This window comes from Marinitoga arctica (assembly GCF_054657315.1).
This window is the reverse complement of the sequence record NZ_BAAHYY010000003.1, coordinates 23,688-50,517: the sequence shown is the minus strand read 5'-3', so window position 1 is coordinate 50,517 and position 26,830 is coordinate 23,688. Positions and strand designations below refer to the sequence as shown.

Here is a 26,830-nt window from a genome sequence, read left to right as displayed (position 1 = left end):
TTCGGGGTAAAAATCCCCATAAAAGGGGGTGTTAAAGTGTTAGATATTAATTTTACATCAATAATAAATTTAGTTGGTTTCACTGTATTGGCCTATTTCTTATGGGTTATGCTATATAAGCCATTTTTTGAAATAGCAGATAAAAGAAGACAAATTGTAGAAAGTGAATTAAATCAATCAGAAAAATTGAGAAAAGAAGCTGAAGAAAAATTACAAATGGCAAATAAAGAGTTAGAGGAAATTAGAGCTAAAAAAGAAAATATAATAAAAGAAGCTGAGGAATTAGCAAAAAATATATTGCATACAGCTAAAGAAGAAGCATCTAATGAAAAAGCTAGAATAATAGCATCAGCAGAAAAAGAAGCTCAAGAAATTAAAGAAGAAGCATTCAAGGATATACAAAATAAGGTTGTTTCACTCTCAGTCGCAATTGCTTCTATGATTTTAAAGAAAAATATTGATGAAAAAGTTAATGAAGATATAATAAAGAGAGCATTTGAAGCACTTAATAAGGGTGAAAAATTATGAAGAATTCAATATCTATTGCAACTAGATATGTAGAAGCATTTTTGGAATATTTGTCCAAAGAAGGTAATTTAGATAAATTGGATGAATATGTTATTGCAATAAAAAAAATTACCGATAAAATACAGAATGATAAAGCTTTTTATGATTTAATAGGAAATCCTTTGTTGCCTAAGGATTATATTGCTATGCATATAATAAAATCTTCAGAAATTGAAGATCCTAATTTCAACAGATTTATTGAAGCTTTAGTTTATAAGAAAAGACAATTGATGTTACCAATGATTTATATTTTAATAGAACAAAAAAACAATGAATTAAAGAAATTAATCAAAGTAAAAATGTTAACACCATATGAGTTAAAAGAAAAGTCTATAGAGGAATTAAAAGAAATAATATTAAAGAAAACAGGAAGAAAAGCTATATTAGATACAGAAATAAAAAAAGATTTAATAGGTGGGTTACAATTACAATTAGAAGATAAAGTATTTGATTATTCTATAAAAGGTATGCTGGAAAAAATCGGACGCGAGTACGCTTCCAAGCGGGGGTGATTTGTTTTGAGAATAAATCCTGATGAACTCGAAAAAGTTATTGAGGAACGCATTAAATCATATGAATCAGGTGAAATAAAAGAAATTGGATGGATAATTCAAGTTGGTGATGGTATTGCTAGAGCATATGGTTTAAAAGATGCTATGGCAAGTGAACTAGTAGAAATACATACTGACACTGGCGATATTGTTAGCGGTATGGCTTTAAATCTTGAAGAAGATAATGTAGGTATTATTATTTTAGGTAATTATAAACTTATAAAAGAAGGAAATAAAGTTGTTAGAACAGGTAAAATTGCGGAAGTTCCTGCTGGTGAAGAATTATTAGGAAGAGTTGTAAATCCTCTAGGAGAACCTTTAGATGGTAAAGGCCCTATAAATGCAAAACATACAAGGCCAATAGAATTTAAGGCTCCAGGTGTAGTTTTAAGAAAACCTGTTGATACACCATTACAAACAGGTTTAAAAGCTATTGATACAATGATTCCTATTGGAAGAGGGCAAAGGGAATTAATAATAGGGGATAGACAAACTGGTAAAACTGCAATTGCTATTGACACAATAATAAATCAAAAAGGTAAAGGTGTTCATTGTATATATGTAGCTATTGGACAAAAAGCTTCTGCTGTTGCTAGAACAGTAGCTAAATTAGAAGAATATGGTGCAATGGAATATACCACAGTAGTGGTAGCAAGCGCTAGTGACCCTGCATCATTATTATATTTAGCTCCTTATGCAGGTGCTGCAATGGGAGAATATTTTATGTTTAACGGTAAAGATGCTTTGGCGGTTTATGATGATTTATCAAAACACGCTGCAGCATATAGGGAATTATCCCTTCTTTTAAGAAGACCACCTGGACGTGAAGCTTATCCAGGAGATGTTTTTTATTTACATTCTAGATTACTAGAAAGAGCAGCTAGGCTTCATGAAAATTATGGCGGAGGTTCATTAACCGCTTTACCTATAATTGAAACTCAAGCAAATGATGTTTCAGCATATATACCAACAAATGTTATTTCAATTACAGATGGTCAAATTTATTTAGAGCCTTCCTTATTTTATGCAGGACAAAGACCTGCTGTAAATGTTGGATTATCCGTTTCTAGGGTTGGAGGTGCAGCTCAAATAAAAGCTATGAAACAAGTAGCTGGAAGTTTGAGACTTGATCTAGCTCAATATAGGGAATTAGAAGCATTTGCACAATTTGCAACAGAATTAGATGAATCTACAAGAAAACAATTAATCAGAGGAGAAAAACTTTCTGAATTATTAAAACAAGGTCAATATGTTCCAATGGAAGTAGAAGATCAAGTAGCTGTTGTTTTTGCAGGAGTTAATGGTTTCCTTGATGATATACCAACTCAAAGTATCAATAAATTTGAAAAAGAATTTTTACAATTCCTAAAATCTAATAGACCATCGATTTTAGAAGCAATAAAAACCAAACAAAAAATTGATGATGATTTAGATAAGGAGCTTAGAAAAGCTATAGAAGACTTTAAATCAGCTTTTCAAGCTTAAGGTGGTGACATCTTATGAGTCGAGGAAAACTAAGAATTCTTAAACAACGTCGTGCTTCGACGCAGTCAACAATGAAAATCACAAAAGCTATGGAAATGGTAGCCGCTGCAAAGGCTAATAAAATAGTTAAAGAAATTACGGCGTTGAAGGATTATGCTTATTATGCTGAAAAAATAATGAAAAAGATAGCTCCTGTTGAAAATAGTATATATACATCCAATAATGATGGAACATTAATAGTAGTAATTACACCAGATATGGGGTTATGTGGTTCTTTTCCCATAGAATTAGCTAAAACAGCTAATGAATTAGCTAAAAAAACTAATGATTTTATAGGATTTTATAACATAGGTTCAAAAGGTGAAATAGAATTAAAACAAACTGGAAAATTATTATTATCAAGAACAAAATTATATGATGTTCCAAAGCAACATGATGCAGAATATATTTTAGACGATATACTTGATATAGTTGAGGACAAAAATATAGGTAAAGTAAAAGTAGTATATGGCGCATTTAAAAATGTATTAATTCAAAAACCAGAAGTTGTAGATTTGTTACCAATTACTTTTGAAGGTTCTATGGATCCTAGATTTGAATACGAACCGGATTCAAAAGAATTATTTGAAGAAGCAGCATTTTTGTATCTTTTATCTAAAACATATTTAATTTTATATGAAAATAAAATTAGTGAATTATATGCAAGAAAAAATGCAATGCATAATGCAACAGATAATGCAAAGAACTTAATTGAAAAACTTACTCTAGCATATAATAAAGCAAGGCAGGCTTCAATTACACAAGAATTAATTGAAATAGTAAACGGTGCTCAAGCATTGCAGGAAGAATAATATTGGGGGTGTAATAAGTGGAAAAAAATATTGGAAAATTAGTAAGTATAATAGGCCCCGTTGTGGATGTGAAATTTGAAACTGGGAAATTACCAGAAGTATATAATGCTCTTGAAGTTATTAATCCATATACAAATAAAAAATTAGTACTAGAAGTTGAACAGTTAATTGGAGATAATACAGTTAGATGTGTAGCTCTTGATTCAACGGATGGATTAAAAAGAGGCCTTGATGTAATTGACACAGGTGCACCAATTAAAGTACCTGTGGGTGAAATTACATTAGGAAGAATGTTTAATCTATTAGGTGAGCCTATAGATGAAAGAGGCGATGTAGAAGCAAATGTATATTGGCCTATTCATAGAGAACCACCATCAATTAAGGATCAATCAACAGAAATAGAAATATTAGAAACTGGTATTAAAGTAATAGATTTATTAGCGCCATTCCCAAAGGGAGGAAAAATAGGTTTCTTTGGTGGTGCTGGTGTTGGAAAAACTGTTCTTGTTATGGAGCTTATTAGAAACATTGCAATTGAACATAAAGGGTTATCCTTGTTTGCAGGTGTTGGTGAAAGGACAAGAGAAGGTAATGATTTATGGTTAGAAATGCAGGAATCAGGGGTTTTACCAAATACAGCATTGGTTTTTGGCCAAATGAATGAACCACCTGGAGCAAGGTTTAGAATTGCTTTAACAGCATTAACAATGGCTGAATATTTCAGAGATGTACAAAAGAAAGACGTATTATTATTTATTGATAATATTTTTAGATTTGTTCAAGCGGGTTCAGAAGTATCTGCGTTATTAGGACGTATGCCATCAGCAGTTGGTTACCAACCAACATTAGCTACAGATGTAGGGCAATTGCAAGAAAGAATTACATCAACAAAAGATGGATCTATTACATCTGTTCAAGCTGTATATGTTCCAGCAGATGATATTACAGATCCAGCTCCAGCAACAACGTTTTCACATTTAGAAGCAACTATAGTTCTTTCAAGGCAAATAGCGGAATTAGGTTTATATCCAGCAGTTGATCCATTAGATTCAACATCAAAAGTTTTAGATCCAGCAGTATTAGGTGACGAACATTATCAAGTTGCTCGTGGAGTACAACAAGTATTGCAAAGATATAAAGATTTACAAGATATTATAGCAATTCTTGGTATTGAAGAATTATCAGAAGAAGATAAATTAACAGTACAAAGAGCTAGAAAAATACAAAGATTCTTAACCCAACCATTCTTTGTAGCAGAAAAATTCTCAGGTATTGATGGGCAATATGTAAAAATAGAGGATACAGTAAAAGGATTTAAAGAAATTTTAGAAGGAAAATATGATCATATACCTGAACAAGCTTTCTATATGGTTGGTACAATAGAACAAGCATTAGAAAAGGCTAAGAAAATGGGAATTAAAGTCTAAGGAGGGGGTAAAATGTTTGACTTAAAAATAGTAACCCCCAGCGGAATTAAAGCTGAAATTAAAGCAAAATATGCTGAATTTACAACAGTAGAAGGTGGAATGGGTGTTTTAACAGATAGATTACCTATAGTTGCTAAACTTAAAGTCTCACCATTAAAAGTAAAAACAGAGGATGAAAGAGAAGAATTATTTGCTATTCATGGTGGTATTTTAGAAATGGATGGTAAAGAAATGTTAATCTTAACGACAGCAGCAGAAAGACCTGAAGAGATAGATGTTGAAACAGCTATGAAAGCAATAGAATTAGCTAAAGAGAAGTTAAATCATGCAGAAAGCACTACAGAAAAAACCAAGGCACAGATAGAAATAGAGAAAAATATGGTAAGAATATCTATAGTTAAAAAATAAGGAACCTTTTTAGGTTCCTTATTTTTATTTTTCACATTACAAAAATAAATGTTATTATAGTTGTTATTAATAAATAAAGCAAAGAGTATTTGTGTAAGTTAATCCAAATTTTTTTTTCTTTAGATAACCTTAATGCAATAATATTAGCTAAAGATCCGATAACAATACCATTTCCACCGATGTTTGTACCATAAGCTATAGTTAACCAATTATTAGAAAATTTTGATATGAAAACACTTGCAGGTACATTACTAATTATTTGAGATAAAATTAAAGAGAATAGAAAAACATTTTTTCTGGATTGAAGATTTATTAAATTCACCATTTTATCTATAAATGGTATTGATGAAATAATATGAAAATCAATTAATATTATTATAAATAATAATATTAAAAACCAATCTGTTTTTAATAAAATATCTCTATAAAATAATGAGTAAAATATAAATATAACAGTTATTGCAAAGTAAAGATTATTTTTTTCAATAGATATAATATATAAAAAAAGAAAAAATATTGAAATAATAAAAAGCCATTTTTTTAATATAATATTTTTATTTATGTTTTCCAAAAAAACAATTTCTTTATTTGGAAAAAGAAATAATGAAAATAATAATATAGTTAAAAGAAAAATTATGAATAAAGGTAACATTTTTAAAATAAATAGATAAAAAGGTATATTCCATTTATTCCATAAAAATAAATTTTGAGGATTTCCTATAGGAGTTAAAGATGAGCCAATATTAACAGCAATTGTTTCGAATATTATAAATTTAGATATATCATTTTTTATTAATTTTTTTATGCTAAAAGTTAAAGGAATAACGATAAATAAAGTGATATCATTTGTAAGAAATGTTGATAATATTATTGAAACCATTATTAAGAATAATGCAAGGGATTTTTCTGCATTAAAAAGTGGTAATAATTTTTTTGCAAGGGAAAAAAGGTAACCACTCTCTTTTATACCAGAGGTTATTATTATTAATCCAGTAAGTATTATTATAGTTTTCCAATCAACGAAATATATGTAGTTTGTCATTTTTTGAGGATATAAAATAGATAAAATAAGGAGCAAAAAAAGAAATATAAAGAATACAAATTCATTTTTTATAAAAGTTATAATATTTATCATCTAAATTCTCTCCAATCAAGAAAAACCCTGGAGTTTTTCACTCCAGGGTTGGATTATTTAAGATGCTGCACTTTCTTGAGATTCTTCGGTTGGGAATGTTGGTAATTCAAATATTGAAATTTCTGATTCTAAGAATGGCTTTAAACCAGTACCTGCAGGAATTGGTTGTCCTACAATTACATTTTCTTTTAATCCTAATAAGTAATCTTCTTTACCCTCTAATGCTGCTTCTGTTAAGACCTGAACGGTTTGTTGGAATGATGCAGCTCCAAGCCATCCTTCTCTTTCAAGTGATGATTTGGTAATTCTTAATAATTTTCTTTCATATCTAGCAGGTTCCTTTGGATTAATTAAATAAACCTTCTTTTCTCCAACTAATCTTATTTCACCATCGTCAGTTTCTAATAATTGAGGTTCTGTTTTAAATACTTCAACTTCTTTTATTCCAACTCCAATTATTTTGTCTAATAATTCAGAAGTTATTTCATCACCAATAGTTCCAATTACTTCATTTCCTTCATCAGTTTTTATTGAAATTTTTTCTGCTAATTTTTTACCGATTATATCTTCTCTGTTTTCTTCGACTTTTTTATTTTCTTCATATATTTTTTTATTTATTTTTTCAACAGTTTTTATATTAATTAAATCTTTTGGCATAAAATCTGTATCGCCTGCATATGTTATTTCAACCTTATTAAACATCTGTTTAATTATAATTTCAAAATGTTTATCGTGAATTTCAACACCTTGTTCAGCATAAATTTTCTTGATTTCCTTTAATAAATAATCAAACGTAACTTCTGCACCCAATTCTTCAAGTAATCTTCTTGGTCTTATATTACCTGATGTTAATCTATAACCAGGTTCAACTTTATCTCCTTCAGAAACTGTTGGTTTAACTTTTGGATCTGCTGTATATGTATATAATTCCCCTTTTAAATCTTCAACAATAAATATAAGTCTTCCTTTTTCATCCCTATCAATTTTTCTAACTATTCCTTTTACTGTAGAGAATTCAGCTTCGGGCCCTTTTAAATTCTTTCTTGCTTCAAATAACTCTTCTGCCCTTGGAAGACCTTGTGTAATATCACCAGCTGTAGCAATACCACCAGTATGGAATGTTCTCATGGTTAACTGTGTACCAGGTTCTCCAATTGATTGAGCAGCAATTATACCTACAGATTCACCAATATTCACAACTTTGTGATTTGATAAATCCATTCCATAACATTTTGCACAAACACCGTGTTCGGCTTCACATGTTAAAATAGATCTTACATAAATAGATGGTCTTACTTCAATTTTTTCTATATTATATCTTTCTAATTTTCTTGCAGTATCAATATCAATTTTTTCTTGGTAATTTACTAATGTTATTATTTTTCCATTCTCGTCTTCTATCTTTAGGTTATCACCAACAAATACAAAATTCACAGCTTTATATTCTTTTATATTAATATTTTTTATATTATGTTGTTTTAAAGAGTTAATGATATCTTTATCAATTTCTGTTCCTTTTGAGAATAATAAATCTCCATCTACTATGATATCTTCATTTAATATATTGTATAAATATAAGTTTATATTATCAATATTTACATTTTCAATTTCTTCTACAACTGGAATTGATGATTTGTAATTTGCCAAGAAAGCAGAATCTTCTTCATCTAACATAACATCTCTTACATATTTTTTCCCTGTTTCAGGATTAACTATTATTTCATCTGTTTGAGGATCCAAAACATCTGATGCTAATACTCTACCAAACAAATAATCTGATAATTTTTCTATTCTTAATCCATCAGCTATTAATTCTCGTGCTTCGATACCTTTTTCAGTTCCACAATCTGGTTCAGTTACTGTAATTGATTGTGCAACATCAACAAGTCTTCTTGTTAAATAACCTGCTGTAGATGTTCTTAAAGCTGTATCAGCAGATCCTTTTCTAGCTCCGTGTGTAGAAATAAAGAATTCTAACTCTGATAATCCATTTCTAAAGTTAGATTTAATAGGTAATTCAATAACCTTACCTGATGGATCAGCCATAAGACCCCTCATACCAGCAAGTTGTTTTAATTGGTCAATATTACCTCTTGCACCAGAATCAACCATCATCCATACGGGGTTAAATGGATATTTTTTAAATTCTATACTAGTTACATCAGTAACATCTTGAATAGTTTTTTCCCATACTTTAACAACTTCTTTATATCTTTGATCATCTGTTAAGTATCCCTCTTCAAAATATTTTTCAATTTCCATTACAGTTTCTTCTGATTTTTTAATGATTTCCAATCTTTCTTTTGATTCAACAATGTCTCTAACAGATATTGTTAATCCAGAAACAGTTGCATAATGGAATCCTAAATATTTTATATCATCTAATAAATCAGCTGTTCTGTCAATTCCATGATATTTGAATGTATCGAATATAAGTTTTTTAATTTCTTTCTTTTTATATATTATATTGAAATCAGGATTAAATCTTCCTTTTTTATCAGGTAATATTTCTTTGAATATTAGTCTACCAACTGTTGTTTTTATTAAATCACCATTTAAATACAATCCCATTGGTTCATGTAAATTCAATGTTGGTTTTGACCATTTTAATTCTCCGTTTTCAACTATTACTTCATGTCTTGTCACTTTTTCATATTCATGAACATACAATGCTTGAAATTCATCAGCAAATATATATTTTATTTTTCCATTATTTTCAGTTAAATCTCTTATTGTTTTAGGTAATTCTTTTGAATCAAAATATTTTTTATCAACTGTTGTTAAATAATATGCTCCAGCTATCATGTCTTTACCAGGCATAGATATTGGCTTACCATTAGCAGGAGAGATAATGTTATATCTTGATAACATTAAGAATTTAGCCTCAGCCTGTGCAATATTTGATAATGGAACATGAACAGCCATTTGGTCTCCATCAAAGTCGGCATTAAATGGTGGACATACTAATGGATGCAATTGTATTGAATTTCCTTCTATTAATTTTGGAATAAATGCTTGAATAGAAATTCTATGCAATGTAGGTGCTCTATTGAGCATTACTGGATGTCCTTTAATTACTTCTTCAAGCATATCCCAAGCTTCAGGCATTTCTTTTTCAATTATAGTTTTCTTTAATTTTCTAGCATTTTTACTTGATGCATTTGAATCTTTTAATAATTTATTTAATACAAATGGTTTAAATAATTCCATTGCCATTTTCTTTGGAAGACCACATTCATGAATCTTTAAGTCAGGACCTACTGTAATAACAGCCCTTCCGGAATAATCGACACGTTTTCCAAGCAGATTCCTTCTAAATCTTCCTTTTTTACCCTTTATTAAATCTGTTAATGATCTTAATGGCCTTCCGCTTCTATCTGTCATAGCTTTTCCTACACGACCATTATAAATCAATGAATCAACTGCTTGCTGTAAGATTCTTTTTTCATTTCTAATAATGATTTCAGGTGCTTCAATTTCAAATAATTTAAGAAGCCTATTATTTCTATTTATTACTCTTCTGTATAAATCATTTAAATCAGTTGCTGCAAATCTTCCACCATCAATCTGAATTAATGGTCTAATATCTGGTGGAACAACTGGTAATGCTTCTATTATCATCCACTCAGGATTATTACCAGATTTTAAGAAGTCTTTTACTACTTTTAACCTTTTGATTAATTTTAATGCTTTTGCACTTTTTTTATCTAATTTTGCCAATTCAGCTTCTAGTTGAATTTTTAATTCATGTAAATCTAAGTTTCTAAGTAATTTTTTAATTGCTTCTCCGCCATAATCAGCAATTATTTTATCATCATATAATTCTTTATATGCTTCATATTCTTCTTGTAGTAATGTATTTCCAATACCTTTACCAATCTCTTTTTCAATTTCTGGATCAATGTTTGTAATTACAAGTATAGGAGTATCTCTTTCAATGTCTCTTTCAATTTCTATTGCTGATGGATAGAATTGTTCAAATATTAAATATTCATTTGCGGTTAAGATTTCTTCTTCATATAAAAATGTATCAGCTAATTGTGTACCTTCCTCAACTTCATCACCATCTTCAACAAAAATAGTTGACCCTTCAAAAATTGGCCATTTTTCTTCTACTCCATTTTCATCTTTTATTTTTACCCATGTAATTTCATGTTTAGCTTGAGTCATTTCGGTTTCTATGCTTACAACACCGCTTCTTTTAGCTATTGGTTTTTCTTTTACATGTAAAACCTTTACAGCTTGCTCAACATCAAAATCCATCTTTTCTCTGAATATTTCATATTCAGTGTTATGAAGCATATCACCATAATCAAATAAGTCAGAATCTTTTGGATCAGTAATTAACCATATTTTTTCTACAACCCTTTTTGAACCATAATATATAATATTTTCTAGTTCTTTTACAGGTATATTTAATAGTATAGATAAAATAGAAGGTGATGATTTTAAAAACCAAATATGTACTACTGGAGCAGCTAATTCTATATGCCCCATTTTTCTTCTTCTAGACTCTTTGGATTCTACTTTAACACCACATCTTTCACACACAGTGCCTTCATATTTCTTGCCTTTATATCTACCACAAGTACATTCATAATCTTTAACAGGGCCAAAAATCTTTTCACAGAACAAACCATCTCTTTCTGGTTTGAAAGTTCTGTGATTAATAGTTTCAGGTTTTTTTACTTCTCCACTTGACCACTCTCTTATTCTTTCTGGAGAAGCAATTCCCACTTTGATTTTTGCAATTTTTCTTTTAAATGATGATGTTATTTTACCCATGCTTTACCCTCCTTGAGGGGATTTTATAATTTATCTACATCTAATTCATTACCATCTTCATCAAACAAACGAACATCTAACATTAACCCCTGTAATTCTTTAACTAAAACTTTGAAACTTTCAGGAATACCAGGATCTGGTAAATTTTTTCCATTTAATATTGCCTTATAAACTTCATTTCTACCTTTTATATCATCTGATTTATATGTTAACATTTCTGTTAATGTGTGTGCAGCACCATAAGCTTCTAATGCCCAAACTTCCATTTCACCAAATCTTTGACCACCAAAATGAGCTTTACCTCCGAGTGGTTGCTGATGAATTAAAGAATAAGGACCTGTTGAACGAGCATGCATCTTATCTTTTGCAATGTGAACCAATCTAAGCATATACATATATCCTATAGCAATTGGATAATCGAACGGTTCACCAGTTCTTCCATCTCTTAATACTATTTTTCCACTTTCTACTTCTGGAGTATCTCCTAAGTCTAAACCATATTCTTTACGTACTTTATCTAATTCATCCATTCTATTGTTTTTTCTAGCTTCATATAATGCTTTCATTATCTCTTTTTCTTTTGCACCATCAAAAATAGGTGTAGCAAAATGTTTTCCAGTTAATTTTGCTAACCATCCCAGATGCATTTCTAATACTTGTCCGAGGTTCATACGTGAAGGTACTCCCAAAGGACTAAGTATCATTTCAATAGGTTTCCCATTTGGTAAGAAAGGCATATCTTCTTTCCTTAATATATTAGAAACAACACCTTTATTACCATGTCTACCAGCTAATTTATCTCCAACATTTAATGTTTTTTTTGAAGCAATATATACTTTTACATATTGGTTTACTCCAGTTTCAAGATCTGGAATATCTTTTCTTGTAAATACTTTTACATCAATAACTCTACCTTCAATACCATGAGGAACAGTTAATGAAGTGTCTTTTACATCTTTACCTCTATCACCAAAAACGGATCTAATTAATTTTTCTTCAGGAGAAGTTTCAGATTCTCCTCTTGGAGTAACTTTACCAACTAAAATATCACCTGAAGTTACATAAGCACCAACTCTAACAATTCCGTTTTCATCGAGGTTTCTTAAAGATTCTTTTTTTACATTAGGAATATCAGCTGTAATTTCTTCAGGACCTAATTGTGTATCCATTGCTTTGGTTTCATAAACTTCAATATGTAAAGAAGTAAATGTATCTCTTTCGAGTAATTCCTCATTTACAAGTATAGCATCCTCAAAATTATAACCTTCCCATGGCATAAAAGCAACAAGAACATTTTTACCTAATGCTAATTCACCCATGTCAATAGCAGGGCCATCAGCAATTGGAGCATTTTTTTCAACGATTTCATTCATTTCAACAATAGGTCTTTGATTTATAGTAGTATCTTGGTTTGATCTAATAAACTTCCATAATGTATATTTATCTTGAACAGGATTTCCATAATTATCTAAAATATCATTTCCATTTTCGTCTATTCTATTAACTATTATTGTTTTAGCATCAACATATGAAACTCTTCCTCTGTGTTTAGCTTTAATAACATATCCTGAGTCTCTTGCTGCTAACCACTCAACGCCTGTTCCAACATATGGAGCTTCTGTAATCATCAGTGGGACAGCCTGTCTTTGCATGTTTGATCCCATCAAAGCACGGTTAGCATCATCGTGTTCAAGGAATGGTATTAAAGAAGTAGAAACACTAACAATTTGTTTTGGTGTAACTGCTATAAATTCAACATCTTCTCTATGCACATACGTAACTTTACCGGCATGTCTAATTTCAACATATTCGGATTTTAGCATTCCATTTTCATCAACATCAACAGAAGCTGGAGCAATTATTTTTTCTTCTTCTTGATCTGCAGTTAACCAATATACACCTTTATCATATAGTACTTTTCCATCTTTAACTTTATAATAAGGTGTTTCTAAGAAACCGAATTCATCAACTCTAGCTAATATAGCTAAAGAAGTAATCAAACCGATATTAGCACCTTCAGGAGTTTCTATTGGACACATTCTTCCATAATGAGAATGATGAACGTCACGAACTTCAAATTTTGCATGTTCTCTTTTCAACCCGCCAGGTCCAATAGCTGATAATCTTCTTTTGTGAGTTAATTCAGATAATGGATTAACTTGATCCATAAATTGAGATAATTGACTTGTTGCAAAAAATTGATTTATAGTAGTCATTATAGCTCTCGAATTAATTAAAGTGTTTGGATTCAATTTTTGAATATTAGGAATAATGCTAAGTTTTTCATTTAATATTGGTAGCATTTTTGAGAATGAACGTTCAAATTCTATTTGCATTAATTCCCCAACTGATCTTACGCGTTTGTTTCCTAAATGATCTCTTGTATCAAGTAATTCAGGATTTTCTTTCATTTCCAATAAATGTCTTGAAGCTAAAATAAGATCCAGTTTTGTTAATATTCTTTCATCTTTGTAAGGATATTCGATATCTTCGCCTTTTTCTATATTTTTACCTTCAACCTCAATTAAATATTTTTTATATGTATCTTCCATTCTATTAACAATCTTTTTTCTACCAATTAATGAGAAATCAAATGTATTCGGATTGAAATAGAGGTTGTTAATATAATCTGTAGCTATGTTCACTCTAGGTATTTCACCAGGTCTCAACTTTTTAAATAATTCTTTATATGCTTCTTCAGGAGTTAAGATAAAATCATCGGATTCATAAGTTTTTTTAAACAGGTCTAGTGTATTTTGTGCAACAATATGGGCAACAGTTATTTCTGAAATACCTTGATCTAATAATTCTTCTACTATTTTTTCTGTTAATCTAATTCCTCTATATGTTTTTGTTTCTTTATACAACTCAGAGCTTTCTGGAACTTTTATATCAGAAAGTATAGTAATATTCTTTTCTAAATAATCAGTTAAATCATAATTTAAATTTATCTTTTGAGGAAACAAATCCAAAATAGAAAGATCAGAATCATATCCCAGAGCTCTTAAGAATAAGAAATAATTAAATTTTCTTTTTCGGTCTATTCTAATTTGCAAGAAATCTTTTCCAGGATTTGGATTATAGATTATTTCTAACCAAGCTCCTTTAACTGGTAAAAAATGAGCAACAAAATAAGGTCTTGTTTGTTTAACACTTTTTTGCTCTTCACTAACAAAATAAACGCCTGGTGATCTAACAAGTTGATTTACAACTACTCTTTCTGCACCATTAATTATAAAGGTACTTCTATCAGTTATTTTTGGAATATTTCCAAAAAATAAAGAATCGCTGGGTTCTATAATTTCCCCAGTGCTGTGGTCTGTTATTCTTATTTTAGCTTTTAGTGGAACAGTGTAAGATAAACCTTTTTCTTTACACTCCATTTCTTCAAATGTAGGTTCCTCTGTCCAAACTTCTGTAAATTCTAAAGAAAGTTTAGCTTTCCTTTTTCCTTTTAATTCAACTGTGATTGGAGTATATTTGTTTAAAACCTCTCTAACTCCTTCTTTTACAAACCATTCAAAAGAATTGAGTTGAATTTCTAATAAATCATGAAATAACGATAAATCCTCTTTTACCTTACCAAAAAAATGCCTTTCTCTTTTTCCCACCTGCAACACTCGGGTGTTCACAAAGAATCACCTCGTCTTCCTAATTTTTTATTAGCAAAACAATACCGCATCAGACTGTAGTCTGATGCGGACTAATTATATCATATAAAAGTTTATTTTTCTTTAAGAAATTACTTCAATTCTACTTCTGCGCCAGCTTCTTCTAATTTTTTCTTTAATTCTTCTGCTTCTGCTTTTGCTGCTCCTTCTTTAATAACAGCATCTGGTGAACCAGCTTTTTCTACTAAGTCTTTAGCTTCTTTTAATCCTAAACCTGTAATTTCTCTAACAACTTTAATTACATTAATTTTTTTAGCACCAAAGCTTTTTAATACAACGTCAAATGAATCTTTTTCTTCTTCTGCTGGAGCTGCTGCACCTGCAACTGGAGCTGCTGCTACTGCAACTGGAGCTGCTGCTGATACTCCAAATTCGTCTTCTAATGCTTTTACTAATTCTGCTAATTCTGCTACTGTCATTTCTTTAATTGCTTGAATTAATTCTTCTCTTGTCATTCTAATACACCTCCTGAAAATATTTAAGTATTATTGTTTTTCTTTTTCTTCTTTGATTGCGTTTAACGCATAAACAAATTTTCTTAAAATACCACTTAAAGCACCAACTAAACCAGAAATTGGAGCGTTTAAGCCACCAACTAACATAGCGAGCAATTGTTCTTTTGAAGGTAATTTTGCTAATTCTACAGCTTCTTCTGCAGAGAATAACTTACCTTCTAAAATACCAGCTTTAATTACTGGAACTTCTAATTTGTTTTTCTTTTTGAAATCAACTAAAACTTTTAATGCTTCAATTGGATCCGCTTCTTTTGTGTAAAAAAGAGCAGTATTTCCTTCAAGATACTTTTCATAATCTTCTAAATTTAAACCTGCATTTTTTATAGCGGTTTTTATTAAAGCATTCCTTGTAACTTTGAAAACTACTTTATCTTCGAAATGTTTAAATAATTCTTTTCTGAATGCATCTGAATGTGCAACAGACATACCTTTAAAATCAACAAAAGCTACTATTGAAGAATCTTTAAAAACACTTTCTAACTCTTTTAACAACTCAGCTTTTTGAGCTCTTGTTAACACCGACTCACACCTCCTCTAAAAAAATCTGCGGTCCCGAGGACCGCAGAAGCACTAAAACATCTATTGTTTTGTTCTTCAGCGTACCTCGGCAGGCGGGTTTGCACCACATTACGAATACCTGCTGTCTTCAGTACATATTTACGTGAGTATTATAACACAATGTTTATTACTTTTCAGTTAAAAATTCAGAAACGTTTAATTTCAATCCAGGCCCCATCGTTGGAGCTAAAGCAACTTTTCTTATAAATTTACCTTTGGCACCAGACGGTCTCATTTTTTCAATTTGTTGTAAGGCTTCAACTATATTTTCTTTTAATTTAGAAACGTCAAAAGATTTTTTTCCAACAGCAATATGTAAGTTTCCAGTTTTATCATTTCTTACTTCTATTTTTCCAGCTTTGAAAGCTTTTACAGCATCAGCAATATCATTTGTAACTGTTCCGGATTTTGGCGAAGGCATTAATCCTCTAGGACCTAATACTTTACCTAATCTTCCAATTTCTCTCATCATATCTGGAGTAGCAATAGCTATATCAAAGTCTGTCCAGCCGCCTTGGATTTTTTGTATATATTCATCAGAGCCTGCATAATCTGCACCTGCATCCAAAGCTTCTTTTACTTTTTCGCCTTTAGCAAAAACTAATACTCTAACAGTTTTTCCTGTTCCGTGAGGTAATGTAATATTGCCTCTTACTTGTTGATCATTTTTTCTTGGATCTATACCTAAAATCATATGCAATTCTATACTTTCATCAAATTTAGCTGTGGCAATTTTTGGTAATACTTCTAAAGCTTCATCTAATGAATAAAATTTTTCTCTGTCAATTGTTTTTCTTGCTTCTAAATATCTTTTTCCGTGTTTAGACATTCACATACACCCCCTTAACCTTCTACTACTTCAATGCCCATATTTCTTGCTGTACCTTTTATTATTTCTACAGCGGCATCTAATGTTTTAGCATTTAAATCGGGCATCTTGATTTCAGCGATTTCTTTTACTTGTGACAAAGTGATTTTGCCTACAATTTCCCTACCAGGATTGTTTGCACCTTTCTTTAATCCAGCTGCCTGTAAAATTAAGAAAGAAGCTGGGGGGGTTTTTAAGGCAAATGTAAATGATCTGTCTTCAAACACTGTAATTTCTACAGGAATAATCATACCAGCTTTATCAGCTGTTGCTGCGTTGAATTTTTTACAAAATTCCATTAAATTAACACCATGTTGCCCTAACGCAGGACCAACTGGTGGGGCAGGTGTTGCTTTACCTGCTGGCAATTGCAATTTAACCATTCTTGCTATTTTCTTTGCCATATGTTTCCCTCCTTTGTGGTATTAGCGGGGTAACCCTCCCACTATATTAATCAATTTTTTCTATTTCTGTTAACCCTAATTCAACCTCTGTTTCTCTACCAAACATATTAATTGTTACTTTAACAGTTTGTTTATGTAAATCTATATGAGTGATTTTTCCAGTAAAGAACTCAAATGGGCCACTAACAATTCTAACGTGCTCTCCAATTTCATAATCGGCTCTTAATTTACTTTCCCTTACTTCATAACTTTCTTCGCCGGTTAATCTTAATAGAGCTTTTACCTCTTTTGTTTTTAGCTGAACAGGAGTTCCTCCTATATTGATAAAATTAATTACATAAGGTATATTTTTAACCATTTCTTGGGTTTCTTTATTTAAAATCATTTCAATAAACATATATCCAGGGAATAATCTTGAAATTTTGGTTTTTAAAATAATAATTTCTTTTCTGCTAGCAAAATCTCTTATTTCAACTTTTCCAGAAGACTTTGCTTTATATACTCGTTTGTTTCCTAAATATTGACCTTTCTCGACAAAAGTGCCTTTTTTAAAGGCAGAAGAATCAAAATTATCTTTAAAAACAAAATATACATCTTTGGCATTATTTTCATTTTGAATAGTAATTCTTTTTAATTTATCTATAGATATAATTATTCCATCTAAGTCTGCTTCATAACCTTCTTGTTTAGCTAAAGGAATACCAGCATGGATTTTAGAATTCACCTTTAAACCGCTTATTATTTTTGCACTTTCAGGAATTAGGAATGTTTTGGTAAATTTTTTATCAGTAGTTTCAACTATTATTTTTCTAAAATTTTTAACTTCAACAATTGTACCGGAATTTTTAACAATTACAGGTAGTTCTTCAGCTAAAATATCATCTTTTTTTACAGTTTCTCCGTTTTTCACAAAAATCTTTGCTTCTTCCGAAACAACAATTCTTTCTATTTTTTTATTTGTCAAATCAATTTCACTTTCTTCTGGTATCAATATTTTTCCAATCATTTTTTCTTTATCATAGAGTTTAGCCTTTTCTTCTATTAATTCTTTAACTTTATATTCCATACCAGAAAATGTTTGCAAAATATACCATTTTTTTCGCATTTTTATTCACCTGCTTTAACATCATTGAGTAGCGCTGTTACCTAAACCAGACTTTATACCAATTATTGGATATATAACTTTAGAAAATAAATTTAATAATCCATAATCGGCTATAAATAAGTATAATGAAACAAATATTAAGATAGCTAAGACAATTAATGTTGAATTTGTTGCTTCTTTTCTGTTTGGCCACTTAACTTTTTTTCCTTCTTGCATAACCGAGCTTAAAAACAACCAAAATTTTGACATCAAAACACCCCCAAAATTTAATCATGACCCCCTAATTTAGGGGGTTGATTTCCTTTTTAGAAAAATTATTTTTATATTTTTGATTCAACGTGTAATGTATGTTTATTACAGTGAGGACAATATTTTTTAAATTCTAATTTTTTCTTGAAAGTTCTTTTTCTTTCTTTGTAATAATTTCTTCTATTACATTCAGTACATTTAAGAGATACAGTTAAAACAGGACTTTTTGCTGCCATTTTATTTCACCTCACATCACATTGTAATTAATGAAATGGTGGTGAGGGAAGGATTCGAACCTTCGAAGGCAATCCGCCAGCGGATTTACAGTCCGCCCCCTTTGGCCACTCGGGCACCTCACCACCGGTAAGTAAAAAAATATGGAGCCGACGAAGGGACTTGAACCCCCAACCTGCTGATTACAAGTCAGCCGCTCTGCCAATTGAGCTACGTCGGCAACTCATCCGAGGATTATTATACCAGATGTAACCCCTTCTGTCAATTACTTTACTATTAAGAAGTTATTACTCAATTGAAACACTATATGACTAGTAAATGAATTATGTCAATGAAAAAATTCACAAATTTTACTAAGAATATAGAAGTAAACTCATGCATACTCACGCATAAAAATAATATCTATATATAACCGTGAAAAATTTATCATACTTATAGAAATTGAAGGAATTTAGAGTTTTTATTTTTTTATTATATCAAGTATAATTGTTGTGGATTAGTCATAAATAAATTTTTAGGAGGTAGTATTTATGGGTATAAAAGTATATTCAGAAGTTAACCAATTGAGGAGAGTATTATTACATAGACCTGGATTGGAATTAGAAAATATGGAACCAGATTTATTAGAGGAGTTGTTATTTGAAGATATACCTTATTTAAAAAAAGCACAGCAAGAACATGATTATTTTGCTGAAGTTTTAAGAACTAATGGTGTTCATGTTGAATATATAACTGATTTATTATCAACAGCTTTAAGTAAAGATGAAGTGAAAAAGGAATTTGTCGATGAATATTTGCATTTAAGTGAAGTAAAAAATAAATATATATTAGATGCTTTGAAGGATTATTTATTAAGTTTCGATACAAAAGATATGATAAATAAAATTGTTAGTGGAATAAGAATAAATGAATTTAAATTAAAAAAAGAAAATTTTTCAACAAAAGTTAGAATGAATAAACAATTCTATTTATTGCCATTGCCAAATTTGTATTTTCAAAGAGATCCTGTAGCTTTTGTTGGTAAAGGTATAGTGATAAATAAAATGATGACAAAGGCAAGAAGAAGAGAATCTCTATTTATGAAATATGTGGTTAAATATAATAGAGATTTTGAAGGAACTCCGATATATTATGATATGAATAGTCCTTTTGCAATAGAAGGTGGAGATGTTTTAGTATTAAACAATAAAGTATTAGCAATAGGTATATCTCAAAGAACAGAACCAGAAGCTGTAGAAATGTTAGCTAAAAAACTTTTCTTTGAAACTGATGAAAGTTTTGATACAATATTGGCTATTAATATTCCTAAAAAAAGAGCATATATGCATTTAGATACAATATTTACAATGATAGATAATGATAAATTTTTAGCTCATTCAAAATTAGAATCAAGCTTATTAGTTTATGTTATAAGAAAAGGAGAAAAAGATTTAGAAGTTATAGAAGAAAAAACTTCATTAGAAAGGATTTTGCAAAAATATTTAAATAACGGAGAAGTAAAAATTTTAAAATGTGGTGGAGAAGATGAAATTGCAGCTAAAAGAGAACAATGGAATGATGGATCTAATGTTTTAGCAATAAAACCTGGAGTAGTTATAGCATATGATAGAAATTATGTAACAAATTCTTTGTTAAGGGAAAATGGAATTAATGTTATTGAAATACCATCAAGCGAATTATCTAGAGGCCGTGGAGGTCCAAGATGTATGTCTATGCCTATGAATAGGGATTAATAATCAAAATTTAAAGGAGGGGTAGTTGTGAGTAATAATAAAGTACTAGGATTATTTGCTTTAACAATGATTGTTATAGGTTCAATGATTGGTGCAGGTATTTTTAATTCACCAGCTGATTTAGGAAGCGTTGCTAATCCTGGTCCAATTTTAATAGGTTGGTTAATTACAGGATTTGGCGTATTAGCATTAGCTATGGTATTTCAATTTTTATCATATAAAAGGCCTGAACTTGAAGGTGGCATTTATTCGTATGCAAAAGAACAATTTGGTGAATTTGTGGGATTTAACTCAGCTTGGGGATATTGGTGGTCAGCATTACTTGGGAATATCGCTTTTTTTGCAGTTATAATGAAAATATTAAGTGGGTATTTCCCTATATTAGAAGAAAATAAAATTATAGCTTTAATATTTTCTAGTATTATATTGTGGGTATATCATTTTTTAATTGTAAGTGGTATTAGAACAGCCGGATTTACAAATGCAATTTTAACAATATTAAAATTAATACCTTTATTTTTAGTAGCTATTCTATCAATGTTTGCATTCAATCCTGATTTAGTAAAAGATATATTTTTCTCAACAAAATTAGCAGCTACTGGAGAAACCTCATCAATTTTTAATCAAATTAATAATAGTTTTGGAACTATGTTATGGGCATTTATAGGAATTGAAGGAGCTGTAGTTTTGTCAAATAAAGCAAAATCACAAAAAGATGTTGGAAAAGCTACTGTTATAGGATTTATTATTACATTAATTATATATATATCTGTTTCAGTATTTACAATGGGAGTTGTTCCACCTAGCGAATTGGTAGAATCTACATCACCCCTAGGAACTGTTTTGAGTAAAATAATAGGAAAGCCTGGACAATATATCTTAGATTTTGGTTTCTTGTTTTCTGTCTTTGGTGCTTTATTAAGTTGGTTATTATTAACAGCTGAAATACCTTATATAGCTGCAGTTAAAGATAATGTATTTCCAAAAAGATTTGCTGAACAAAATGAACATGCAACACCAGTTTTTTCTTTAACTGTTACAAATATAATAACGCAAATATTCTTATTATCATTGTTATCTGATACTTTGCAAAATGTATATAATACAATATTCTATATTGCTACTACTACAATTTTATTACCATACTTTTTTTCAGCAGTTTTTGGAGTTAAAGTAGCTAATGAAGAAAATAGCGGGTTGTATAAATTCTTTGGTTGGATTGCTGTTATTTATACAGCATGGGTAATTTATGCTGTTGGGTGGATTTATATTATTACAGCATTAGTAATTTATTCTTTTGGTGTTTTTGCTTATCCTATTGCCAAAAAAGAAAAAGGAGAAGCTATATCTAATAACCAAAAAATAATATATGGAATAATGTGGGTAATTTCAATAGTTGTAATAATTTTAGTTGCTACTGGAAAATTATCAGTTTAATAACAACCCCTGGAAATGTCCCAGGGGTTTTATGTTATAATATATGTAATGATAAATTTAGGGAGTGATGAGATGGAGAAAAAACTTATATCGAAAAAAATACTTATAATTTTGGCGATTTTAGTATCTACTCTTGTTTATTCTTTTCCTGAGGATTTAATTCTTTTGTTTGGTAATCCTCATTCGCATACAGCATTTTCAGATGGTGAACCTGGAACAACACCAAAAGATGCATATAAATATGCTAAAAATGTTGCCAATATCGACTTTTTAGCAGTAACAGATCATGCATATTATTTTGAAGCAAAATTTAATGGAAGAGATAAATTTGAAGTTATGAAAGAAATGGCTATGCAAGAAACTACAAATTACTTTACTGCTATTGCTGGTTTTGAATGGACAGCAGGTAGTGGTCATATAAATGTGTATAACTCTAAAAATTGGACTAGTAGAAATATTAATACCACAACAGAAGAGTTTTATAATTGGTTAATTTCAGAGAAAGCATTGGCACAATTTAATCATCCGATATCTATGTTTGGAACGTTTAAAGATTTTGAATATTATCCAGAAGTTGACTTATATATTAATATGATCGAAGTAGGAAATGGAAGTTGGGCAAAAAATGAAACAATTAATGATGAGATGTTTTCTAATTATTTAAATGCTCTAAAAAAAGGGTGGCATGTAGGGGCAACTATTGGTCAAGATAATCATGTTGCAAATTGGGGAACAGGAAATGATTCTAGAACAGCAGTTTGGTCAAAAAGTAGAAATATTAATGATATATTATATGGGTTTAAAACTAGAAAAACATATGGTACAGAGGATAAAAATGCTAAAATATGGATAGAAACTAATAATTCAAAAATGGGGGATATTTTTTATTACTCAAAAAAACCAGAAAAAATATCATTGAAAATATATTATGAAGATCCAGATAATGAAGATATAAAAGAGTTATCTATTTATACCCCGCTTAAGAAATATACATTTAAAAATCTTTCTTCGTCTTTTACTAAAAATATTGAAATTCCTATTGACTCTAATTATTTTTTTGTATTTGCAAGATTAGAACAATATGATGATGAAAGTATAGTAACTTCTGCTATATGGTATGAACCCAAAGATCCAATTAGAATTTTTGATATACCAAATGTAAAGCTATATAAGGATACATCAATTCCTTATAGTTTTTATGTCTATAATATTTCTAAAGATAATGCAAATGCTGATATAATAATTTATATTGGTGACAATAAATTTGAAAGTAATTATAAATTAAAACCTTTTGAAAAAAAACTAGTAAATATGAATATAAAATTACCAAATAAAGATACTGAAAAAATACAAATAAAAATAAATGGAATATTATGGTATAAAAAAGCTATTGAATTATTTGAACAGTTGAAAATATCCTCTATAAATATAGATAGTGGATTTTTAAAGGATAAGTATATAATAGATGATAAAATATCTAATGATTCTTTAGCTATAATAATCCCATCTAGAGAATTAAATAATGAAGAAACATATAATAAAATTATAGAAATTTCTAAAACAAAAAAAATTGGAATTGTTTTGGACGAAATAAATAATAATGTAAAGAAATTGATACCCTCAAAATATTCATTTCTTAATGAAAAGATTTATAATAAAAAGCTAAATAATATATTCTATAATGAATGTTGGAAAATTCTTTTAAACGATAAAGAAAGAGGTTTTGTAATTAATAAAAATATTATTATATTTCCAGGAAATCCTTTTTTAAACAAAGAAAATGAAGGTTTTATAAAAAGATTGTTGAAACTCAAATGAACTGGCTTTGCCAGTTCATTTTTTTATTATTACTCTTTGTATAAGTAATTGACTCATTATCAGAAATTTTTTTGATTTTATTTAATAATATAATAATATAAAGGTGGAGGTGATAATATGAGAGAATATTGGTATTTTTTACCATTAATTGGAGTGATTTTTATATTAATGGCTTTTCAAATTTCTGATTATACAATAGAAGATTATTCTGAGATACCGAATAAAATAACTGACTTGTCAAAAATATCAAATATAGAAGTTAATGGGCTGAATATTTCCATTAAATTTGATCCTAAATCATCAGAATTATTTTATTCTAAAAAAATTCAATTAAAAATTAGAAATGATTCGTTATTTTTAGAGGGAACAAAATTAGAAAAAAATTTAGAAATTGTTATTGGTACTAAAAAAAGATTAAAAAATGTTATTATAGATGGATTAAATATTAATATTAATGGAGTGCTATATAGTGAATTATTAGAAATTAATGGCACAAATATTGTGTTTAGTAATGATTTCTTTTTTAATGGAAATAATATAAAAATTGACGGCACAAATGTTGTATTGAAAGGATATATTAAATCTAATCTCCTAAGTTCAGATGGTATATCAAATAATTTAGATATTGAAATAGAAAAAGTTAAAGATATTAATTTAGATGGAATAAACATTCACGCTAATATAAAATATTTAGATATTTGGAAAGACACTAGAAATATAAATATAGACGGCATTTCAACTAATATTACTGTTTATATAAAAAAAGAAAATTCTGGTGAATTGTTATCAAACAAAACTATAAAAATAATTAATTATTAGAAAGGAGAGATTTTTATGAAAAAGAACATTTTTAGTAAAACATTATTAGTTTTATTATTAGCAACATCTATTTATGGTTTTTCAATCAATTTTGGTGGTGGTGGTTATTTTATTAACTACATCCCTGCAGTTCAAGTGAAACAAATAAACCCATTAAAAGAGATATCTTTTAGTGATATGATTTTACATGGTGGTGGGGGATTTGGAGTTATGCCAAATGGTAGTTTTATGGGCGGTGAAGGTTTTGGCGGTGCAGTAGAAAAAGATAATTATAAAATGACTGTTAGTCAAGGATATTTTATATTTGGGCGACATGTAAATATCTTTAATATTTTTGGTTTGGATATTGGATTGGGAATTGGCGGAAGTGATGCTGTTATAAGCAAAAAGGTGGAAGATTCAAAAAATGGGAAAACTTTAGATGATTTTGTAAATAATGTTGATTCTGTTCCGTATGTGGTAGAATTAACTAGGGAAGAATTTAGTGTATCTCCAAGGATAAATCTTCAATTATATATTTCTGACTTTTTAAGTATTGTATTACAAGGAAAATTTGTATATAATTACTCACCCGAAAATTGGAAAATTGAAGGTGTGTATTCAATTGCTGATGATATACCAAATTATAATTATTATTACTCTTTTGGGGCTGGTGTTATGTGGGGGTTCTAAATGAAATATAAGATATTTCTATTTATATTTTTGATTATTATAATAACATCTTTTGCATATGATGAGATTATGTTATATTATATAAAAAAATTTGATACTTTTGAAAAAAAAGATTTTAATAAAATTATAGAAATTCTTGATTTAAAGAATAAAGATCATAAATTGTTATATGGAAGCATTCTAATTAAAAAATCAAAGTATGAATGGTTTTTACCTTTAAAATATTATTATATATATTTAGGGATGATTGAAATGAAAGAGGTTGTTAAAAGTGATTTTGACAACCTTCTTTATCGTTATATTAGAGGGAAAACAGTATATGAAATGCTAAGTTTTGATTTTTCTAAAGATATATTTATAAATGATTTTGAATATATTTATATCAGAGCTGATGAAAAATTTAAAAATAATTTTGATTTTGGTGAAATATTATATAAATTATCAAATATTTATAAAACAAAAAATCCAAAAAGAAGCAAAAAAATGTTGGAAGAATTAAGAAAATATAAAAAATCTCAGTATTATAGGATGATTTATAATGAAGAATAAATTATATAAAGTATTACTTGAAAATCAAGTGTTTTCTATATTAATAGTTTTATTAATATATATTTTTTCGCCATATTTTAATTTATGGTACAGTTTATTAATTGCAGAAATTTTTACTAACTCAATAGGAATAATATATTTTATACTAGAAAAGCTTTTGAGTTTATTTATAAAAATAGAGATAAAAATTTTAAATAAAGTAATTCATTTTTTAATTTTGATTTTTAGTTTTTTTTCTGGTATAGTTATCTCAGAATATATTATGTCAAATCTATTAGCTTTTAATATTATTCCCTCATATAAATATTTATTTTTAATAACTCTAATTGTACTGTTATTATTAATACTATCAATTATAATAATATATAAAAAACTTAGTGAAGAGATAAAGAAAAATGAAAGGTTAAAAAACGAAAAATTAAAAGCAGAACTATCTGCATTAAGATCAAAACTAAATCCTCATTTTTTATTTAATACATTGAATACTTTGTTAGAGATAGGTCAGGAAAATCCTGAACAAATGGAAAAAATAATAATAAATCTTTCAGATATTTATAGAAAAATATTATATTCCTCAGACATAGATTTAATTCCTTTAGAAGAAGAAATTAACTTAATACGAGAATATCTTGAAATAGAAAAAATTAGATTAGGAGATAGACTTAAATGTGAATTTAAAATAGATAATGATTTGAAACATTTGAAAGTGCCACCTTTAATATTAGAACCTATTGTTGAAAACTCTATAATACATGGAATTTCAAGAAAAAAAGATGGTGGAAAAGTTGTTATTTCTGCTATTAAGAAAAAAGGACTTGTTATATTGGAAGTTTCTGATAATGGCATAGGGAAAATTGAAGACATTTGGTTTGGATTCGGTCTTGTAAGTATAAAAAATAGATTAGATTTAATGTATGATATATCAGAACTCAAATTTGAACAAAATTCACCTTCTGGAATAAAAGCAACAATAATAATTGGGGGATGAA

The 26,830-nt window shown here is 28.8% G+C and carries 23 protein-coding genes, 2 tRNA genes and 1 other annotated feature; of the genes, 13 read left to right on the top strand and 12 right to left on the bottom strand.

Annotated elements, in window-relative coordinates; all coding sequences use genetic code 11:
- The first annotated feature begins 36 nt into the window (after window positions 1–36).
- From atpF to atpC, 6 genes are read left to right on the top strand one after another with little or no spacing between them, the layout of a single operon-like run.
- Window positions 37–528 carry a F0F1 ATP synthase subunit B gene (gene atpF / locus ACYQ44_RS01520; protein ID WP_459994711.1) on the top strand — a complete coding sequence of 164 codons (492 nt, stop codon included), beginning with the start codon at window positions 37–39 and terminating at the stop codon, window positions 526–528.
- Complete coding sequence (gene atpH, locus ACYQ44_RS01515; RefSeq protein WP_459994710.1) at window positions 525–1,079, top strand: ATP synthase F1 subunit delta; 555 nt, start codon at window positions 525–527, stop codon at window positions 1,077–1,079. Before atpF ends, atpH begins: the two co-directional genes overlap by 4 nt.
- A gap of 6 nt (window positions 1,080–1,085) precedes the next feature.
- Entirely contained in the window at window positions 1,086–2,603 is a 1,518-nt protein-coding gene (atpA, locus tag ACYQ44_RS01510; RefSeq protein WP_459994709.1) for a F0F1 ATP synthase subunit alpha, read from the top strand.
- A 14-nt stretch (window positions 2,604–2,617) separates the two neighbouring features.
- Window positions 2,618–3,454 carry an ATP synthase F1 subunit gamma gene (atpG, locus tag ACYQ44_RS01505; RefSeq protein WP_459994708.1) on the top strand — a complete coding sequence of 279 codons (837 nt, stop codon included), beginning with the start codon at window positions 2,618–2,620 and terminating at the stop codon, window positions 3,452–3,454.
- A gap of 17 nt (window positions 3,455–3,471) precedes the next feature.
- Entirely contained in the window at window positions 3,472–4,881 is a 1,410-nt protein-coding gene (gene atpD / locus ACYQ44_RS01500; RefSeq protein WP_459994707.1) for a F0F1 ATP synthase subunit beta, read from the top strand.
- Window positions 4,882–4,893: 12 nt separating this feature from the next.
- Window positions 4,894–5,289 (top strand): ATP synthase F1 subunit epsilon, encoded by a 396-nt coding sequence (gene atpC, locus ACYQ44_RS01495; protein ID WP_459994706.1) that lies wholly within the window; start codon window positions 4,894–4,896, stop codon window positions 5,287–5,289.
- Window positions 5,290–5,320: 31 nt separating this feature from the next.
- On the opposite strand, the gene ACYQ44_RS01490 is transcribed toward atpC, so the two are convergent.
- From ACYQ44_RS01490 to ACYQ44_RS01435, 12 genes are all read right to left on the bottom strand, one after another.
- On the bottom strand, window positions 5,321–6,424 hold the full coding sequence (locus tag ACYQ44_RS01490) for an SLC13 family permease (RefSeq protein WP_459994705.1): 1,104 nt from the start codon (window positions 6,422–6,424) through the stop codon (window positions 5,321–5,323).
- Window positions 6,425–6,481: 57 nt separating this feature from the next.
- Window positions 6,482–11,209 carry a DNA-directed RNA polymerase subunit beta' gene (locus ACYQ44_RS01485; protein WP_459994704.1) on the bottom strand — a complete coding sequence of 1,576 codons (4,728 nt, stop codon included), beginning with the start codon at window positions 11,207–11,209 and terminating at the stop codon, window positions 6,482–6,484.
- 23 nt (window positions 11,210–11,232) lie between these two features.
- The gene (rpoB, locus tag ACYQ44_RS01480; RefSeq protein WP_459994703.1) at window positions 11,233–14,841 is read right to left on the bottom strand and encodes a DNA-directed RNA polymerase subunit beta; all 3,609 of its coding nucleotides are present in this window, start codon (window positions 14,839–14,841) and stop codon (window positions 11,233–11,235) included.
- 110 nt (window positions 14,842–14,951) lie between these two features.
- Window positions 14,952–15,335, bottom strand: a complete 384-nt coding sequence (rplL, locus tag ACYQ44_RS01475) for a 50S ribosomal protein L7/L12 (protein WP_459994702.1) — start codon at window positions 15,333–15,335, stop codon at window positions 14,952–14,954.
- Window positions 15,336–15,365: 30 nt separating this feature from the next.
- A complete protein-coding gene (gene rplJ / locus ACYQ44_RS01470; RefSeq protein WP_459994701.1) occupies window positions 15,366–15,914 on the bottom strand; it encodes a 50S ribosomal protein L10 in 549 nt (182 codons plus the stop codon).
- A gap of 9 nt (window positions 15,915–15,923) precedes the next feature.
- Window positions 15,924–16,063 (bottom strand) — a sequence feature (ribosomal protein L10 leader region).
- A 17-nt stretch (window positions 16,064–16,080) separates the two neighbouring features.
- Window positions 16,081–16,782, bottom strand: a complete 702-nt coding sequence (rplA, locus tag ACYQ44_RS01465; protein ID WP_459994700.1) for a 50S ribosomal protein L1 — start codon at window positions 16,780–16,782, stop codon at window positions 16,081–16,083.
- A gap of 14 nt (window positions 16,783–16,796) precedes the next feature.
- Complete coding sequence (rplK, locus tag ACYQ44_RS01460) at window positions 16,797–17,225, bottom strand: 50S ribosomal protein L11 (RefSeq protein ID WP_459994699.1); 429 nt, start codon at window positions 17,223–17,225, stop codon at window positions 16,797–16,799.
- 46 nt (window positions 17,226–17,271) lie between these two features.
- Window positions 17,272–18,330, bottom strand: a complete 1,059-nt coding sequence (locus ACYQ44_RS01455; protein ID WP_459994698.1) for a transcription termination/antitermination NusG family protein — start codon at window positions 18,328–18,330, stop codon at window positions 17,272–17,274.
- 21 nt (window positions 18,331–18,351) lie between these two features.
- On the bottom strand, window positions 18,352–18,579 hold the full coding sequence (gene secE, locus ACYQ44_RS01450) for a preprotein translocase subunit SecE (protein WP_459994697.1): 228 nt from the start codon (window positions 18,577–18,579) through the stop codon (window positions 18,352–18,354).
- 71 nt (window positions 18,580–18,650) lie between these two features.
- A complete protein-coding gene (rpmG, locus tag ACYQ44_RS01445) occupies window positions 18,651–18,815 on the bottom strand; it encodes a 50S ribosomal protein L33 (protein WP_459994696.1) in 165 nt (54 codons plus the stop codon).
- A 36-nt stretch (window positions 18,816–18,851) separates the two neighbouring features.
- Window positions 18,852–18,938: transfer RNA gene (locus ACYQ44_RS01440), tRNA-Tyr, on the bottom strand.
- Window positions 18,939–18,957: 19 nt separating this feature from the next.
- Window positions 18,958–19,033 (bottom strand) — tRNA-Thr (locus ACYQ44_RS01435).
- 310 nt (window positions 19,034–19,343) lie between these two features.
- Here ACYQ44_RS01435 and arcA point away from each other — a divergent pair.
- From arcA to ACYQ44_RS01400, 7 genes are all read left to right on the top strand, one after another.
- On the top strand, window positions 19,344–20,546 hold the full coding sequence (gene arcA / locus ACYQ44_RS01430) for an arginine deiminase (RefSeq protein ID WP_459994695.1): 1,203 nt from the start codon (window positions 19,344–19,346) through the stop codon (window positions 20,544–20,546).
- A gap of 27 nt (window positions 20,547–20,573) precedes the next feature.
- Entirely contained in the window at window positions 20,574–21,983 is a 1,410-nt protein-coding gene (locus ACYQ44_RS01425) for a basic amino acid/polyamine antiporter (protein WP_459994694.1), read from the top strand.
- A 72-nt stretch (window positions 21,984–22,055) separates the two neighbouring features.
- Window positions 22,056–23,801: a CehA/McbA family metallohydrolase gene (locus ACYQ44_RS01420; RefSeq protein ID WP_459994693.1), complete on the top strand. Its 1,746-nt coding sequence runs from the start codon at window positions 22,056–22,058 to the stop codon at window positions 23,799–23,801.
- Between the two features lie 117 nt (window positions 23,802–23,918).
- The gene (locus tag ACYQ44_RS01415; RefSeq protein ID WP_459994692.1) at window positions 23,919–24,620 is read left to right on the top strand and encodes a hypothetical protein; all 702 of its coding nucleotides are present in this window, start codon (window positions 23,919–23,921) and stop codon (window positions 24,618–24,620) included.
- A 15-nt stretch (window positions 24,621–24,635) separates the two neighbouring features.
- Window positions 24,636–25,292: a hypothetical protein gene (locus ACYQ44_RS01410; protein ID WP_459994691.1), complete on the top strand. Its 657-nt coding sequence runs from the start codon at window positions 24,636–24,638 to the stop codon at window positions 25,290–25,292.
- The gene (locus tag ACYQ44_RS01405) at window positions 25,293–25,841 is read left to right on the top strand and encodes a hypothetical protein (RefSeq protein WP_459994690.1); all 549 of its coding nucleotides are present in this window, start codon (window positions 25,293–25,295) and stop codon (window positions 25,839–25,841) included.
- Window positions 25,831–26,829 (top strand): sensor histidine kinase, encoded by a 999-nt coding sequence (locus tag ACYQ44_RS01400; protein ID WP_459994689.1) that lies wholly within the window; start codon window positions 25,831–25,833, stop codon window positions 26,827–26,829. The genes ACYQ44_RS01405 and ACYQ44_RS01400 overlap by 11 nt, the downstream gene beginning before the upstream one ends.
- Window position 26,830: the final 1 nt, after the last annotated feature.